Source organism: Burkholderia sp. LS-044, assembly GCF_004803625.1.
GTDB lineage: Bacteria > Pseudomonadota > Gammaproteobacteria > Burkholderiales > Burkholderiaceae > Burkholderia > Burkholderia cepacia.
In genome coordinates this window covers 266862-282892 of sequence record NZ_SSWO01000007.1, presented here as the reverse complement: position 1 = coordinate 282892, position 16031 = coordinate 266862, and the positions used below count along the sequence as shown (strand labels likewise).

The window sequence follows — 16031 nt, the reverse complement described above, 5'->3', positions numbered from 1 at the left end:
CGGTTCGCCAGTCAGGCAGTCATCGAATCATTGGATCATTTGCCGCTCGCCGTGGCCGCTTCACGCTCGCGTGCGATTTCGGCTTTCTGCTCTTGCGCCGACGAACACGCAACCAGAATGCTGCAGTTCACGCGATCGAGCAGTTGTGTGTTGCCCGAGCCCATCCACCATCTCGACAGCCCGCTGCGGCACCGGTGGCCGACGACGACGAGATCGGCGTTCAGTTCGGTCGCGAGATTCGCGATTTCGTCGATCGGATAGCCGAATGCGAAATGGCCTTCGGCCTGCACGCCGCGCTCGCGCAGCCAGTTCACCCCTTCCTGCAGGATTTCACGCGCGGTTTCCTCAAACCGGCCGCACGCGACGTCGGTCAGCAAACCCGCGCTCTGTGCAATGCTCGAGCGCATGTCGACGACCGACAGCAAATGCGTTTCGGCCTTCAGGTCCATCGCGAGATTGGCGCCGCAGCGCAGTGCCTTGCGCCCTTCGAGCGTGCCGTCGTAACACAGCAGAATCTTGTTGTAGCTAGCCATGAAACCTCCCTATCGCAACAACGAGCCTACGCATTCATCATGGTGCGCCGCAATTCAGGACGCAAGGGATGGAAAACGCTGATTCGCCCCGCTCGGCGCGTGCGCGATGATGCGGTGCACGATCGGTGCGCGCATGCATCGCACCGCGCAGGCATGCCCTGAAGAGACGCAGCCGATGCACTAGAATGGCCCGTTCGTACTCCAGCGGGCCAGCGGGCGCCGGCGTCGTGCGCTTCGGTCATGCCCGTGTGACAGGCAATCGTCCGATCGGTTCGCCAACCGGCCACGCATCCGGCAGCGAAACGCTGCCGCGCCCGCATACAACGACAACACACCCATGCTCGTTGCACCGATCGATTTCCGGAACGTCGAAAAGCGCTATGGCGACAAGCTCGTCGTCAACGGCCTGTCGTTCACCGTGCAGGCCGGCGAATGCTACGGCCTGCTCGGCCCCAACGGCGCGGGCAAGACCACCACGCTGAAAATGCTGCTCGGCCTCACGCACCCCGATGCAGGCACCATTTCGCTCTGCGGCGAACCGGTTCCATCGCGTGCGCGGCATGCGCGCCAGCGTGTCGGGGTCGTCCCGCAGTTCGACAATCTCGACCCCGACTTCACCGTGCGCGAGAACCTGCTCGTCTTCAGCCGCTATTTCGGCATGTCGGCGCAGGCTGCGCACGCGCTCGTGAAACCCCTGCTCGAATTCGCGAAGCTCGAGAGCAAGGCCGATGCGAAGGTCGGCGAGCTGTCGGGCGGCATGAAGCGCCGACTCACGCTCGCCCGTGCGCTCGTCAACGATCCCGATGTGCTGGTGCTCGACGAGCCGACGACGGGCCTCGACCCGCAGGCGCGCCACCTCATGTGGGAACGCCTGCGCTCGCTGCTCGCTCGAGGCAAGACGATCCTGATCACCACGCACTTCATGGAAGAAGCCGAGCGCCTGTGCGACCGGCTGTGCGTGATCGAGGAAGGCCGCAAGATCGCCGAAGGAGCGCCGCACGCGCTGATCGAATCGGAGATCGGCTGCGACGTGATCGAGATCTACGGGCCCGATCCGGCCACGCTGCGCGACGAGCTGGCGGCGTTCGCGAAGCACACCGAGATCAGCGGCGAGACGCTGTTCTGCTATGTGAGCGACCCGGAACCGCTCAGTGCGCGACTCAAGGGTCGCACGGGGTTGCGCTATCTGCATCGCCCGGCCAATCTGGAAGATGTGTTCCTGCGGCTCACGGGCCGCGAAATGCAGGACTGATCGATCATGGACGTGCGCAACTATTCCGCCACCGCCCCGTCGGCACCGCCGCGCGTGTCACGCTTCGCGATCGCGATGCCCGCGAACGCAACCAACTGGATCGCCGTCTGGCGGCGCAACTATCTCGTCTGGCGCAAGCTCGCGCTCGCGTCGATGTTCGGCAATCTTGCCGATCCGATGATCTATCTGTTCGGTCTGGGGTTCGGGCTCGGCCTGATGCTCGGCCATGTCGACGGCGTGTCGTATATCGCGTTCCTCGCGGCCGGGACGGTCGGCTCGAGCGTGATGATGTCCGCGAGCTTCGAGTCGATGTATTCGGGTTTCTCGAGGATGCACGTGCAGCGCACGTGGGAAGCGATCATGCATACGCCGCTTGCGCTCGGCGACATCGTGCTCGGCGAGATCGTCTGGGGGGCCAGCAAGGCGATGCTGTCGGGGGCCGCGATCATGCTCGTCGCGGGGGCGCTCGGCTATGCGCAGTTTCCGTCGATGCTCGCGGCGCTGCCCGTGATCGCGCTCGCGGGCCTCGCGTTCGCAAGCGTCGCGATGATCGTCACGGCGCTCGCACCGTCCTACGATTTCTTCATGTTTTATCAGACGCTCGTGCTGACGCCGATGCTGCTGCTGTCGGGCGTGTTCTTCCCGACCACGCAGCTGCCGCCGATCGCGCGGCACGCGGCGCAGGCACTGCCGCTCGCGAACGCCGTCGAACTGATCCGGCCCGCGATGCTCGGCCGGCCGGCGACCGACGTCGCGCTGCATGTCGCGGTGCTCGCCGGCTACGCGATCGGCGGGTTCCTGCTGTCCGCCTGGCTGTTCCGGCGGCGGATGATGCGCTGACGGCCGGCGCACCGGGCGCCGGCTTCATGCGACGACGTTACTCGTCGTCGTCGCTCCACGGGATCTCGACGTCGGTCAGGAACGCGACGGTCGCGAGCGGGCCACCTTCCTGGCGGCCGAGCTTGCCGTCCGCGCGATGCCATTCGACGCGGAACTGCGTGCCCGGATCGTCGGCGACCAGATAAACCGAGCGCAGCTCTTCCTTGTCGGCCTCGTCCACCGGGCCGTCGAACGACACCAGCATCTTCTGCGGCCACAGGCCGTTGACCGGATCGTAAATGCGGTCGCCTTGCGGAATGTCGATGCTGGCCTCGACGCCGATCGTTGCGGAGGCCTCGATGATCATCGTGCCGAGTGCGTTCAGCACGGCAGTCGCCCGCGCGGAATTGGCCTGGCGGATCGCGAGATCGCCGCGCGTCAGCGCCTTTTCGAGTCGAGGATGAATCTTCGGTTGGGTCATGCGTTTTCCTGTTTGCTTCTTGTAAATGGCGCCGCACGCGTGAAACGGCGGCGCCGGATGAATACGACGATTGCGCCCGGCCAGCGCACCGCTTGCGCGCGTCAGAACCCGAGCGCGACCGCGAGCAGGCCGCTCGCGATCCCGAACACGACGACGAGGATCGCGACGATGGCCAGCATGTAAGGCTTGAACGAACGCGCGAGCATCGCGAGCGACGGCACGCTGATCGGCGGCAGCGTCATCAGCAGCGCGGCGGCCGGGCCGACGCCCATGCCGAGCGACAGCATCGCCTGGATGATCGGCACCTCGCCCGCCGTCGGGATCACGAACAGCATGCCCGCGACCGCGAAGGCGATGATCCAGCCGAGATGATTGCCGATGTCCGGGCCGATATGCGGGAACAGCCATGCGCGCGCGGCGCCGAGCAGCAGCACGAGCACGATGTATTCGGGCACGAGCCGCACGGCCATGCGCGCGAGCAGCTTCATCCAGCGGACGAACGGATTGCCGGCCGCGGCCTGCTCGGCCGCCAGCGCGGCGAGCTGCGCATCGTCGATGCGGGCGTCTTCAGGGCTCGCGATCCGGTTCAGCAGATAGCCGATCCCGAATACCATCGCAACGCCCAGCACGAGGCGCAGCGCACTCCAGTGCCAGCCGAGCACGAAGCCCATGAAAACCAGCGCCGCCGGGTTCAGCACCGTGTTGCCGAGCCAGAACGCGACCGCGCCGCCCGGCGAGGCATGACGTGCACGCAGCCCCGCGACGACCGGCGCCGCGCAGCACGTGCACATCATGCCGGGCAGCGACAGCAGGCCGCCCGCGGCGACGCTGCCGAAGCCGGTGCGGCCGAGCACGCGCGCGACCCAGTGCGCGGGCAGCAGCGCCTGCACGGCCGAACCGAGCAGCAAGCCGAGCACCATCGCCTGCCAGATCGCCTTGCCGTACGCCCATGCGTAGTCGAGCGCGGCCTTCAGCGACGGCTCGGGCGCGGCCGCCGACGTGCCCATCAGGATCGACTGTCCGATCGAATGATGCTCGGCGGCAACGAACGCCTTGTTGTAGTACGGGAACCATTTCACATAGAACAGTCCCGCGACCGCGATCAGCAGGAAGGTCATCCAGCCGAGTGCCGGATTGGGTTGGGTGCGTGTGGTCGTCATCGTGTGATCGTCGATTGGTTTTTGTCGGTGGCGGGCTTCACGCCTGCCGCAAGCGCGGCCGACGCGGGCAGCCCGGCCTGCGCGAGTTGCGCCAGCAGCGTGCGCGCCTGGTCGCACGCATCGGCCGCGTTGGGCCGGAAGGTGAACGTCAGCGCCCGGTTCGGCTTGTTGTACGTCGCGCGATAAGTGCGCGCATAGGCGGGATCGTAATGCTTGTCGATCAGTTCGGTGAACAGTTCGGCACGCGCGCCGGCATCGATCAGCGCCTTCCAGTGCGTCACCTGTTCGCGGCTGTGCAGGCCGATCAGCCGGTGCAGCTGTGCCTTGAACGCGTCCGGTTCGTCGAACAGGTGCGCGTAATCGTCGAGGAGGAACGCGATGCGCTCGTCGTGCGCCGCGTCGACATGCACCCACGGCCCTGCGTGAAACGCTTCGATCAACGCGATCGGCAACTGCACGAGCCCGATCCTGCGGCTTTCCGACTCGACAAATACCGGCCATTCGGGGTCGAAACGCCCAAGTGTTTCAACGAGCCCCGAATCGAACCCCTTCTGCGCCGGCTGCGGCTTGCCCGGCAGCGCGCCGAGCAGCGAACCGCGATGGCACGCGAGCGCCTCGAGATCGAGCGTCTGCGCGCCCGCGTCGCGCAGCGCGTTCAGCAGGCGCGTCTTGCCGCAGCCCGTATGGCCGACGAGCGCGATGTAGCGAAAGCGCGTCGGCAGCGAGTCGAGCGTCGCGCATACCGACTGGCGGTATGACTTGTAGCCGCCGTCGAGCTGGCGCGCCTTCCAGCCGATCAGGTTGAACCAGGTCGTCATCGAGCCCGAGCGCTTGCCGCCGCGCCAGCAGTAGATCAGCGGCCGCCAGTTGCGCGGCCGGTCGGCGAACGTCGTGTCGAGATGACGCGCGATGTTGCGTGCCACCATCGCCGCGCCGACGCGCGTCGCCTCGTACGGCGACACCTGCCGGTACATCGTGCCGACGAGCACGCGCTCCTCGTTGCTGAGCACGGGCGCGTTCAGCGCGCCGGGGATATGATCCTCGGCGAACTCGAGCGGCGTGCGCACGTCGATGATCTCGTCGAACTCGCCGGCGCGATCGAGGGTGACAATCAGGTTCTTCAATTTGGCGTCGAACAGGGGCGATGCGGCTCGATGAGCCGCATGGGCACGGAAGGCGGATTGGCGATTATCTCACGGGCCGGCGTCTCGGGCCGCGCGCGGCGGCCGGCGGCGGCGATGCGGCCTGCATCGCGTCGATCAGATGATCGCGGAACGCGCGAACCGACGCGGGCAGATCGCGCCCCGCCATCGTCTGTACCTGGATGCTGCGCTCGCGCAACTGCGGGTTCGTCACGGGCACGACGACGAAGCCGTCCGCGGCGCAGCGGTCGCGCACCGACAGCAGCCCCGTGAACATCACCGCGCCCGTGCGCCGCGCATAACCGTACATCGCCGCCGTGTTGTTGCTCGTCAGTTCAGGCTCGAGCAGCAGCCCGTCGAGCGCGCATGCGATGTCGATCAACTGGCGCACCGTGGTGCCGGCCTCGGGCAGCACGTGCGGGTGACGCGCGACATCGGCGAGCGACACCGCTTCACGCGTCGCGAGCGGATGGTCGCGCCGCACCAGCGCGAAGATCGGCGCGCGCTCGGTATGCTCGACGCGCACGCCCTTCTCCGGCGCGAGGCTGAAGCTCAACGCGATGTCCACGTCGCCGTCGCGCACGCGCCGCGTCGCGTCCGCCGGCGATACGACCCACACCGAGAAATCGACGCCCGGATGGCGCGCCTTGAAGCGTGCGAGCGTGCCGGGCAGGAAATCGATCGCGAACCCTTCCGAGCAGGCGATCTTCAGCAGGCTGCCGTGCAGCGCGTCGAGCCCGCCGATGTCCTTCATCACGTGCTCGGCCTCCAGCAGGCTGCGCTGCGCGAACGCCAGAAGCCGCTCGCCGGCCTCCGACAGCGCCATCCCGCGCGGCCGGCGCTCGAACAGCGGTGCCCCGAGCTCGCTCTCGAGTTTCGCGATCTGGCGGCTGATCGCCGAGACGGCCACGTGCAGCCGCGCGGACGCGTCGCTGATCGAACCGGTGCGCGCCACCTCGACGAAATACCGCAACGCCAGGCCATGCAGGAAAGCCGCCATCGTTCTGTCTCCACCCGGCTGCCGGCCGCGTTGCTTTGCCTTTTCGGCAAAGAAAGGTTCGAAATTCGATCATTGTGACAAAAAAAACGGCTTTCTAGAATCGATCGCACTTCACGCTGCACGCACGATCCGCCGCATACAGCGAACCCGACAGAGGAGACACGACTTGAGCCGTACCGCCGCCATCCAGCACGCGCTGCACCAGTTCGAATCCGGTGCGTTCTTCACGACCCTGAGCCGCCGCGTCGGCTTGCGAACCGAAAGCCAGGAGAGCGGCAACGGTGCCGCGCTGCGTGCCTACCTGACCGACGAGATCGCACCCGAGGCCGCGCGCCTCGGCTTCACGTCGCGGATCGTCGACAATCCCGCCGACGGCGGCGGCCCGTTCCTGCTCGCATCGCGCCACGAAGACGATGCACTGCCGACCGTGCTGATCTACGGCCACGGCGACGTCGTGCGCGGCTATGACGCGCAGTGGCGCGCACCGCTGTCGCCGTGGACGCTGACGGCCGACGGCGACCGCTGGTACGGCCGCGGCAGCGCCGACAACAAGGGCCAGCACACCATCAACCTGGCCGCGCTGGCGAGCGTGCTCGATGCACGCGGCGGCCGGATGGGCTTCAACGCGAAGCTGCTGATCGAGATGGGCGAGGAAACCGGTTCGCCGGGCCTCGACGCACTGTGCCGTCAAGAGCGCGACGCGCTCGCGGCCGACGTGCTGATCGCGTCCGACGGCCCGCGCATCGCGGCCGCGCGCCCAACCGTGTTCCTCGGCTCGCGCGGCTCGGTCAATTTCAAGCTGAGCCTGCGCGCCCGTGACGGCGCGCATCACTCCGGCAACTGGGGCGGGCTGCTGCGCAATCCGGCGATCGTGCTCGCGCACGCACTCGCGAGCCTCGTCGACGCGCGCGGCGCGATTCGCGTCGCGGGGCTGCGTCCGCCGCCGATCCCGGCCGCCGTGCGCGAGGCGCTCGCCGATCTCTGCGTCGGCGGCGGCCCCGGCGATCCGGCGCTCGACGCCGGCTGGGGCGAGCCCGGCCTCACCGCGCCCGAGCGTGTGTTCGGCTGGAACACGTTCGAGATCCTCGCATTCAAGGCCGGCAACCCCGAGCACCCCGTCAATGCGATCCCGCCCGCCGCGTATGCGCACTGCCAGTTGCGCTTCGTCGTCGGCACCGACTGGCAGGCGCTGCATGCGCACCTGCGCACGCACCTCGATGCGCACGGCTTCACCGACATCGAGATCGACGTCGAGCGCGGTGCACCGGCGACGCGCGTATCGCCGGACGATCCGTGGGTCCGTTGGGCGGTCGCGTCGCTGGCGCGGACCACCGGCAAGAAACCCGCGATCCTGCCGAATCTCGGCGGCACGCTGCCGAACGAAGTGTTCGCCGACACGCTCGGGCTGCCGACCCTGTGGGTACCCCATTCGTACCCCGCGTGCTCGCAGCACGCGCCCGACGAGCACCTGCTCGCGAGCGTCGTCAGCGAGGGGCTGCAGATGATGGCCGGCCTCTTCTGGGATCTCGGCGACGACGCCCCGACCGTTCGCCGCGCGGCGCCCGCCGCGGCCGGCGCCACTCTGTAACGCGCTTCGCCCCTTTCACGGGACCTGCCCACACGATGAACACGACCACCCTGACCTCGCAGGAAGCCGCCCTCCCCAGCGCCGCGAAGATCCGGCGCATCATCTTCGCGGCGTCGATCGGCAACGCACTCGAATGGTTCGACCTGATCGTCTACGGCTTCTTCGCGGTGACGATCGCCAAGCTGTTCTTCCCCGCCACGAGCGAAGCGACGTCGCTGATGCTCACGCTCGGCACGTTCGGGCTGTCCTACCTGATCCGGCCGATCGGCGGCTTCGTGCTCGGCGCGTACGCGGATCGCGCGGGCCGCAAGGCGTCGCTGCTGCTGTCGATCGCGATGATGATGGCCGGCACGCTGCTGATCGCGTCGATGCCGACCTATGCATCGATCGGCATACTTGCGCCGCTCGGGATCATGTTGTCGCGGCTGATGCAGGGCTTTTCCGCGGGCGGCGAATTCGCGAGCTCGACCGCGTTCCTCGTCGAGCACGCGCCGCAGCGGCGCGGTTTCATGTCGAGCTGGCAGTTCGCGAGCCAGGGCCTCGCGACGCTGCTCGCGTCGGGCTTCGGTGCGCTGCTGACGTCCACGCTGACAACCGCGCAACTCGAAAGCTGGGGCTGGCGCGTGCCGTTCCTGTTCGGGCTCGCGATCGGCCCGGTCGGGCTGTACATCCGCCGTTACGTCGACGAAGGCGTCGAGTTCAAGACGCAGGCGCGCTCGGAAGCGCCCGTGCGCGAACTGTTCGCGGATCAGAAGCTGCGGCTGCTGCTGTCGATCGGCGCGCTCGTGATCTCGACCGCGATCAACTACATGGTGCTGTACATGCCGACCTATGCGATCAAGCAGCTCGGCCTGCCCGCGTCGACGGGCTTCGCGGCGACGCTCGCGACCGGTTTCGTGCTCACGCTCGTCACGCCGGTCGTCGGCCACCTGTCCGATCGCACGGGGCGGATCCGCATGATGGCGGCCGCGGCCATGCTGATGCTCGTCAGCGTGTGGCCGACGTTCGCCTGGCTCACGCGCCACGCGTCGTTCGCAACGATGCTCGCCGCACTGGTCTGGATCGGCGCGCTGAAGGCGATGTACTGCGGCGCGCTGCCGGCGCTGATGGCCGAGCTGTTCCCGTCGCAGACGCGCGCAACGGGGCTCGCGGTCAGCTACAACACGGGGGTCACGCTGTTCGGCGGCTTCGCGCCGTTCGTCATCACCTGGCTGATCAGCGCAACCGGCAACCGGCTGTCGCCGGCGCTCTACCTGATGGGGTGTGCGGTGCTGAGCCTCGTCGCGCTGTTCGTCGCGCGCACCCGGCTCAAGATGCGATAACGGAAGAAACGACGGCGCGGCGACGCGCCGCCGGTGCGGCCCGGCGCGGCATCGTCGCCGCGCGGGCCGCGCGCCGTTTACGGCGCCGGGTTCGGCTGCCGTTCGTGCAGCGCATCGATCTCGGCGAGGATCTCGTCGGACAGCTTCACGTCGACGCTGCCGATGTTCTCCTTCAACTGCTCGAGCGACGTCGCGCCGACCAGGTTGCTGCGCACGAACGGCCGGCTGTTGACGAACGCCAGCGCGAGCTGCGCGGGCGACAGCCCGTGACGCCGCGCGAGCGCGACATAGCGCGACGTCGCCTCGACGGCCTGCGGCTTGCTGTAGCGCTGGAAACGCTCGAACAGCGTAATGCGCGCACCGGCCGGACGCGCACCGTTCTCGTACTTGCCGGACAGCCAGCCGAACGCGAGCGGCGAATACGCGAGCAGGCCGACGCCGTCACGATGCGTGAACTCCGACAGCCCGTTCTCGAACGTGCGATTCACCAGGCTGTACGGATTCTGGATGCTCGCGATACGCGGCAGCCCGAGCTTCTCGGCCGCGCGCAGGAACTGCGCGACGCCCCACGGCGTTTCGTTCGACACGCCGATCGCGCGTACCTTGCCGGCCTTCACGAATTCCGCGAGCACGCCGAGGGTTTCCTCGATCGGCACCGTGTAGGCGTCGTCGACCCACGGATAGGCGGGACGGCCGAACGTCGTCGTGCTGCGATCGGGCCAGTGCAGCTGATAAAGATCAACGTAGTCGGTCTGCAGGCGCTTGAGGCTGCCGTCGAGCGCTTCGGTCAGGTTCTTCCGGTCGAACTGGTTGCCTTCGCCGCGAATATGGCGCGGATTGTGCGGCTGCCGCGCCGGCCCCGCGATTTTTGTCGCAAGCACGATGCGCTCGCGCTGCGCGCGATGCTGCGCGAGCCACGTGCCGATGTACTGTTCGGTGCGCCCCTGCGTATCGGGCTTCGGCGGCACCGGATACATCTCCGCGGCATCGATCAGCGTCACGCCTTGCCCGATCGCGTAGTCGATCTGCTCGTGCGCATCGCGCTCCGAATTCTGCTCGCCCCACGTCATCGTGCCGAGGCCGATCAGGCTGACCTCGATGCCCGAATCGCCGAGTGTGCGGTATTCCATGCTGTTCCTGTCGCGTCAGTGGAAAGCAGGAACGCTATCACATTGAAGCGACCGCTTCAGACAGATGCCGCACACGCTTACAGGCGGCCTTCGGTACGGTGTGAGCGTTCACGCGCAGGGCCCTAACGAAGGCGTTGCAGCCCCCGTTACTGCGGCCGCTGGATGAAACAGGTCGCCGACGCATGCGCGACGATCTTGTCGTCCGGCGTCTTCAGCGTGCCCTCGGCAACGCCCAGCGAACGCGACAGGTGAATCACGCGCCCTTCCGCAACCAGCTCGACGTCGCGCGGCACGGGCCGCAGCATCTTCACATGCAGATCGACCGTACCGTAGCCGACGCCCGCATCAAGCATCGAATGCACCGCACACCCCGTGACCGAATCGAGCACCGTCGCAGCGAACCCGCCGTGCACGCCGCCGAGCGGGTTCAGGTGCCGGCCGTCCGCCCGCGCCGAAAATTTCACATAACCGAGCTCGACGTCGAGCGGACGCATCGGGATCGTCTCGGTAATCGACGCGAGCGGCGCATCGCCCGATACCGCTGCGCGCAGCAGATCGAGACCAGACAGGGAAAGCGGGTTCATCGGGTTGTCTCCGGGTTGAAAGCGCGTCGCCGCGCGAGTAAGTTCCAAATTGGAACTGATTATTCACAACGATCACGGTCGTTGTCAACGTGGCCGGGCTCGTTGCAGTCGAAGGCGGGTTCTATAATCGAGCCCGCTATTTCGCTGAACCGCCGCAAGAGACTCGACGATGAAATGGGATGACATCGGCACGCTGAACTGTTCGGTCGCGCGTACGCTTGCCGTGCTCGGCGACCGCTGGACCATGCTGATCCTCCGCAACGCGTTCCTCGGCTGCCGCCGCTTCGACGCGTTCCAGACCCAGCTCGGCGTCACGCGCCATGTGCTGGCGGAGCGGCTCGCGCGGCTCGTCGACGAGGGCGTGCTGGCCAAGCGCGCTTATCAGGAACGCCCGCCGCGTTTCGAATATCGTTTGACGGACAAGGGCCTCGACCTCTATCCGACCCTGCTTGCGCTGACCGCATGGGGAGACCGCTGGAAAGACGACGGCCAGGGACCACCGGTGCAGTTGCGTCACCGTACCTGCGGCCATCTGATGCACGCGGTCACCGTATGCTCGGCGTGCGGCGAGCCGCTCGACGCACGCGACGTGCAGCCGGAGCGTGGCCCCGGATGGGTCGCAGCCGAAGCTGCCGGAAGGGCTGCGGCCGAGGACTGACGCATCGCGCATACGGGAGCGCATACGGAAACGCGTGACGCACACGGATCGTTCGTTGCGTTCGCGTTGCTGTCGCCGGTTCCAGCGAGCCTACCTGGTTGCACTCTCGCACGGCTTGCACGCCGACACCCTGCTGCCACCGCACGCGCATTCACGCGCTGCCATCGCCCCCATCCGCCGATCGCCCCGATCGCACACACGGATCCCGCACAACGCAACTTTGCGTCACCGCCTCTGCCATCGCCGGTCTTCGCGATGCGTCATCCCGTTGCATCCGCACGTGACCGGGCCGCCACGTGTGCGTTACACTCACGGCCCGCTGTCTCGAAATTATTCGCTGTCCAAGATGTTGTCGCGCAATCGCCTCGCCGCTGCCTGTCTCGCCGCCTCCCTGCTCGCCACACCGTTCACCGCTTTCGGCAAGACGCAAAGCGAATCGCTGCTCCAGCAGGCGATCGACTTCGTGTCGCGGTGGCTACCGGCCCCCACTCACGAAGCGCCCGCAACACAGGTCGTCGAATCGGCATTTTCACCCGATGGCGGTGCCGAAGCGCTGGTGCTGAAAGCGATCGGCGCCGCGCGCAGTTCGATCCGCGTCGCCGCCTATTCGTTCACGTCGCCGCCCGTCACGCGCGCACTGCTCGCCGCCAAGCGACGCGGTGTGAATGTCGCGGTGGTGGTCGACGACAAGGGCAATCGCGCAAAGAGCAGCAAGCAGGCGTTGAACCTGCTCGTCAACGCAGGCATCCCGACACGCGCGATCGACGCCTATGCGATCCATCACGACAAGTACCTCGTGATCGACGCCGAGCACGTCGAAACGGGTTCGTTCAACTACAGCGCGTCGGCGGCCAGCCGCAATTCCGAGAACGTCGTCGTGGTGTGGAACAACCCGCAACTCGCGTCGCGCTATCTCACGCACTGGCAAAGCCGTTTCGACCAGGGCACGCCGTACCGCTCCAGCTACTGACGCGCGCCGCGCTCACCCCGTGTTCGATCCGCCGTGGTGCAGATGATCGGCGAGCATCGCGCGAAGCTCAATTCGGCCGAATGGCCAACGCGTCGCCTGCTTAATGGATTTCAGCCGTCCGCCCCGTCGCGGCACCGGCCTGTGCCATCGGCCCGCAGCGATTCGCATGCGCACCCGCGCCGCGTGCCGACGACGTCGACAAGCCGCTGGCGCCGCCCGGCAGCGCGTTGCTCACACATACGACGCCGAATGCCAGCGTGTTCTGAACCATCGGATAAAGCAGATACAGCGCAAACGCGAGATAGCCCGCGTACAGAATTCGAACCATGATGGAATGGAAGGCGACGAACGATTGGACTCGCCCTGTTTACGGCACTGCGCCGGGCACCTTGAGACGTCGCGCACCGGATTGCGCATCGGGGCGAAACACGGGCCCATGACGCCCGCTTCTCACCGCATCTGCAACGATCCGGGCCAGGCCGAAACCGCCCGCTTCCGGATTGCCGGAATGGCGATGCGCCGCGCAATGCGCGATACTGTCCGGCATACGATCCCGTGACCGGCCTCGCAGCCGGGACAAAGGACACGACCCATGCAAATTGCACCGAAACCGGCCGACGAGGCGGCCCGGCTCGATACGCTTCATTCGCTCTCGATCCTCGACACGCCGCCCGAAGAACGCTTCGACCGCCTGACGCGTCTTGCACGCAGGCTGTTCGACGTGCCGATCGCACTCGTCAGCCTCGTCGACGACGATCGCCAGTGGTTCAAGAGCCATGCCGGGCTCGACGTCACGCAAACGTCGCGCGACGTGTCGTTCTGCTCCCATGCGCTGCTTGTGGGCAATACGATGGTGATCCAGGATGCGCTGAACGACGATCGCTTCCACGACAATCCACTCGTCACCGGCGCGCCCGGCATCCGCTTCTACGCCGGCCGGCCGCTCGCGGCGCCGAACGGCGCGCCCATCGGTACGCTGTGCCTGATCGACACGCGGCCGCGCTCGCTCGAACCCGACGAGCTCGCGCTGCTCGGCGATCTCGCCCACATGACCGAACGCGAGATCGCCGCGCTGCATTTCGCGACCACCGACGAGCTCACCCAGCTGACGAACCGCCGCGGCTTCGAGATCCTGGCCCGCCACGTGCTGAGCCTGTGCGATCGCCTGGGTCGTCACGCGGTGCTGCTGTTCTTCGACCTGAACGATTTCAAGGCGATCAACGACCGCTTCGGCCATGCCGAGGGCGACCGCGCGCTCAAGGCATTTGCCGACACGCTGACGGGCGCACTGCGCGACAGCGACGTGATCGCACGGCTTGGCGGCGACGAGTTCGTCGCGCTGCTGAGTGCCACCGATCCGGCCGACGTCGCCGAGCCGGTCGACCGCGTGACGCAGGCGCTTGCGCTGCGCAACACGGCCGACGCGCGCGGCTATGACATCCGGTTCAGCGTCGGGCACGTCGACTACGACCCCGCGCACCATCACGACGTGGCCGGCCTGCTCGCATCGGCCGACCAGCGGATGTACGAGCACAAGCAGCGCGGCAGGTCGGCCGGCGCGTGAGCGCGGGCACATGCCGCCGCCCTGCCGTTCAATTGCGGCGGCGCGGCTGTGTCAGCTGCCGCACGGCGGCGCGCTGGCCATCGCCTCCGCGATCTGTTCGGGCGTCAGGTCGCGCTGGTGCGTCGCGAGCGACCAGCGATGTCCGAACGGATCCTCGACCTGTCCGTAGCGGTCGCCCCAGAACATGTCTGCGGCAGGAATCGTCACCGTCGCGCCGGCCGCGACCGCCTTCGCGATCGCGGCGTCCGTGTCAGGCACGTACAGGTGCAGGCAGACCGGCGTGCCTCTCAGGGCCTTCGGCCCGAGCGCGCCGTGTTCGGGCATTTCATCCACCAGCATCAGTGTCGAATCGCCAATCACGAGGCACGCGTGCGCGAGCCGGCCGTCAGGCATCGCCAGGCGAAACTGTTCGCTCGCATTGAACGCGCGCTTGTAGAAGTCGATGGCTGCGGTTGCGCCGGCGCAGATCAGGTGCGGCGTCAGCGTACGCATCCCTTCCGGGATCGGTTTGACGGACGTGGACATGGGTGTCGCTCCTTCGGTCGGTTGTCGTATCGGAATCGGGACGGACGCGCGATGCGCACGCCTCCGATGCTACGACGGACGACCCCGGCGGAAATCGACACGGCGCCCTGCATTTTTTTCTCGAGTATCAGGGCGCCCGAGGTCGCCGCATCGGGCGTCACCCGCCCGTTCGGTCGACCTCGTTGTCCGGCATGCCGAACTGCCGCCGACATGCCTCGAGCAGTCCTGCCACCGCATCGAGCGGAAGATCGGCAAACCGCGCAATCGGCAGCATCACGCCGCCCGGCACCCTGATGCGCGACGAATGCGCCGAGAACTGGTAGCCGATGTAGCGATTGCCTGCGACGCTGATGATCCGGAATTCGGTGACATCACGCCATGGCGTAGCGGGTTGTTCGCGTACGCCTCCGATCAGCCTGAAACCCGTCTCGTCGACATGCAGCACCATCCTGCGTCGCGACGACACGAAGAAGGCGGCCCCCGCCAGCGCCAGCAATCCGGCCAGCGCCGCTACCGGCCAGAGTGCCGGGGCGGCCGCATAACCGCACAGGCTTGCCGCGGCCAGCACCATGCACGCGATCGCCCTTCTTTTCAGGCTCCGGCTGTCAACCGCCAGCGTCACCGGCAACTGGCCGATGATCGTTCCCGCGACCGGATCGACGTGCCAGCCGGAATCGATGGATTCAAGTGCGTCTTTCATTGTGCGATCGCTCACCTCGACGGCCGCCGGGTGATCGAAGTTGGACACCCCGTCGATGCGCTGAAACGGTCGGCGTGCCGACGGGAAATGATCGTGATCGAAAAAGGTACGCATCGACGCACGGCAGCACGCACTCGTCCACGCGGAACGGGCAGTGCCCGGCCGGCACCGGTCATATTCAGTTGCACACCTTGACGGTGCCGTTGGTCGTGCATTGACCGGTGGCCCAGTGACTCTGCCCTGCCAGATGAGGCGCCAGGCCGATGCCACGGATCGGCGCGGCTGGCGACGATGCCGGAACGGCTGCGGCCGCCGACGCGGCGTCGGGCGACGGCAGCGGAGGCGGCTCGGACGCCGTCTGGCAAGCCGACAGCGCCAGACAAAACGCGGATGCCCACGGAGCGATGAGGGATCTGGACATGATCTCGTACGCGTTTGCGAAGTTCGCTTCCGGTAACGGCTCGCCGAAGATCGCGTGACTCGTCAAACCGTTCGGCACAACCGGCCATGCGGCACGACGATCGTCCAATACTACTCCTCGCGATCGACGTCGTGCGAGCTACCGTTCGGCCAGGTGCCGCCATTCATGCGACGGCGCATGCC

General features: G+C 67.1%; 19 protein-coding genes. 8 read left to right on the top strand and 11 right to left on the bottom strand.

Annotated elements, in window-relative coordinates; all coding sequences use genetic code 11:
• Window positions 1-35 precede the first annotated feature (35 nt).
• Entirely contained in the window at window positions 36-533 is a 498-nt protein-coding gene (locus E9536_RS20555; RefSeq protein WP_059526271.1) for a universal stress protein, read from the bottom strand.
• 337 nt (window positions 534-870) lie between these two features.
• On the opposite strand from E9536_RS20555, the gene nodI reads away from it, so the two are divergent.
• Together nodI and E9536_RS20545 are read left to right on the top strand one after the other, a co-directional pair.
• Entirely contained in the window at window positions 871-1785 is a 915-nt protein-coding gene (nodI, locus tag E9536_RS20550; RefSeq protein WP_136470513.1) for a nodulation factor ABC transporter ATP-binding protein NodI, read from the top strand.
• Window positions 1786-1791: 6 nt separating this feature from the next.
• Window positions 1792-2625 carry an ABC transporter permease gene (locus tag E9536_RS20545; protein ID WP_027787482.1) on the top strand — a complete coding sequence of 278 codons (834 nt, stop codon included), beginning with the start codon at window positions 1792-1794 and terminating at the stop codon, window positions 2623-2625.
• A 37-nt stretch (window positions 2626-2662) separates the two neighbouring features.
• Here the strand turns inward: E9536_RS20545 and E9536_RS20540 are convergent, their stop codons facing one another.
• The 4 genes from E9536_RS20540 to E9536_RS20525 form a co-directional block, all read right to left on the bottom strand.
• A complete protein-coding gene (locus E9536_RS20540; protein ID WP_027787483.1) occupies window positions 2663-3085 on the bottom strand; it encodes a hypothetical protein in 423 nt (140 codons plus the stop codon).
• A 101-nt stretch (window positions 3086-3186) separates the two neighbouring features.
• Window positions 3187-4245, bottom strand: a complete 1059-nt coding sequence (locus tag E9536_RS20535) for a permease (protein ID WP_136470512.1) — start codon at window positions 4243-4245, stop codon at window positions 3187-3189.
• Window positions 4242-5369 (bottom strand): tRNA 2-selenouridine(34) synthase MnmH, encoded by a 1128-nt coding sequence (gene mnmH / locus E9536_RS20530; protein WP_060084830.1) that lies wholly within the window; start codon window positions 5367-5369, stop codon window positions 4242-4244. Before mnmH ends, E9536_RS20535 begins: the two co-directional genes overlap by 4 nt.
• Window positions 5370-5433: 64 nt before the next feature.
• Entirely contained in the window at window positions 5434-6387 is a 954-nt protein-coding gene (locus tag E9536_RS20525; protein WP_060172132.1) for a LysR family transcriptional regulator, read from the bottom strand.
• A 166-nt stretch (window positions 6388-6553) separates the two neighbouring features.
• Between E9536_RS20525 and E9536_RS20520 the strand changes: the two genes are divergently transcribed.
• Complete coding sequence (locus E9536_RS20520; protein WP_136470511.1) at window positions 6554-7975, top strand: M20 family metallopeptidase; 1422 nt, start codon at window positions 6554-6556, stop codon at window positions 7973-7975.
• Window positions 7976-8010: 35 nt separating this feature from the next.
• Complete coding sequence (locus E9536_RS20515) at window positions 8011-9297, top strand: MFS transporter (RefSeq protein WP_060317984.1); 1287 nt, start codon at window positions 8011-8013, stop codon at window positions 9295-9297.
• A gap of 77 nt (window positions 9298-9374) precedes the next feature.
• Here the strand turns inward: E9536_RS20515 and E9536_RS20510 are convergent, their stop codons facing one another.
• The gene (locus E9536_RS20510; RefSeq protein WP_027787488.1) at window positions 9375-10427 is read right to left on the bottom strand and encodes an NADP(H)-dependent aldo-keto reductase; all 1053 of its coding nucleotides are present in this window, start codon (window positions 10425-10427) and stop codon (window positions 9375-9377) included.
• Between the two features lie 146 nt (window positions 10428-10573).
• Window positions 10574-11011: a PaaI family thioesterase gene (locus E9536_RS20505; RefSeq protein ID WP_059700144.1), complete on the bottom strand. Its 438-nt coding sequence runs from the start codon at window positions 11009-11011 to the stop codon at window positions 10574-10576.
• 169 nt (window positions 11012-11180) lie between these two features.
• On the opposite strand from E9536_RS20505, the gene E9536_RS20500 reads away from it, so the two are divergent.
• Together E9536_RS20500 and E9536_RS20495 are read left to right on the top strand one after the other, a co-directional pair.
• Window positions 11181-11669 (top strand): helix-turn-helix domain-containing protein, encoded by a 489-nt coding sequence (locus E9536_RS20500; protein WP_060084825.1) that lies wholly within the window; start codon window positions 11181-11183, stop codon window positions 11667-11669.
• 346 nt (window positions 11670-12015) lie between these two features.
• A complete protein-coding gene (locus E9536_RS20495; protein ID WP_136470510.1) occupies window positions 12016-12639 on the top strand; it encodes a phospholipase D family protein in 624 nt (207 codons plus the stop codon).
• 100 nt (window positions 12640-12739) lie between these two features.
• On the opposite strand, the gene E9536_RS20490 is transcribed toward E9536_RS20495, so the two are convergent.
• Window positions 12740-12967, bottom strand: coding sequence for a hypothetical protein (locus tag E9536_RS20490; RefSeq protein ID WP_136470509.1), 228 nt, complete (start codon window positions 12965-12967; stop codon window positions 12740-12742).
• A gap of 6 nt (window positions 12968-12973) precedes the next feature.
• Here E9536_RS20490 and E9536_RS20485 point away from each other — a divergent pair, with 6 nt between their 5' ends.
• Window positions 12974-13198 carry a hypothetical protein gene (locus tag E9536_RS20485; RefSeq protein WP_136470508.1) on the top strand — a complete coding sequence of 75 codons (225 nt, stop codon included), beginning with the start codon at window positions 12974-12976 and terminating at the stop codon, window positions 13196-13198.
• A gap of 33 nt (window positions 13199-13231) precedes the next feature.
• A complete protein-coding gene (locus E9536_RS20480) occupies window positions 13232-14203 on the top strand; it encodes a sensor domain-containing diguanylate cyclase (protein ID WP_136470507.1) in 972 nt (323 codons plus the stop codon).
• A gap of 51 nt (window positions 14204-14254) precedes the next feature.
• On the opposite strand, the gene E9536_RS20475 is transcribed toward E9536_RS20480, so the two are convergent.
• From E9536_RS20475 to E9536_RS42660, 3 genes are all read right to left on the bottom strand, one after another.
• Window positions 14255-14728 (bottom strand): VOC family protein, encoded by a 474-nt coding sequence (locus tag E9536_RS20475; RefSeq protein ID WP_136470506.1) that lies wholly within the window; start codon window positions 14726-14728, stop codon window positions 14255-14257.
• Between the two features lie 157 nt (window positions 14729-14885).
• Window positions 14886-15428: a hypothetical protein gene (locus E9536_RS20470; RefSeq protein ID WP_060372787.1), complete on the bottom strand. Its 543-nt coding sequence runs from the start codon at window positions 15426-15428 to the stop codon at window positions 14886-14888.
• Window positions 15429-15606: 178 nt separating this feature from the next.
• Window positions 15607-15849, bottom strand: a complete 243-nt coding sequence (locus tag E9536_RS42660; protein WP_136470505.1) for a hypothetical protein — start codon at window positions 15847-15849, stop codon at window positions 15607-15609.
• Window positions 15850-16031 lie beyond the last annotated feature (182 nt).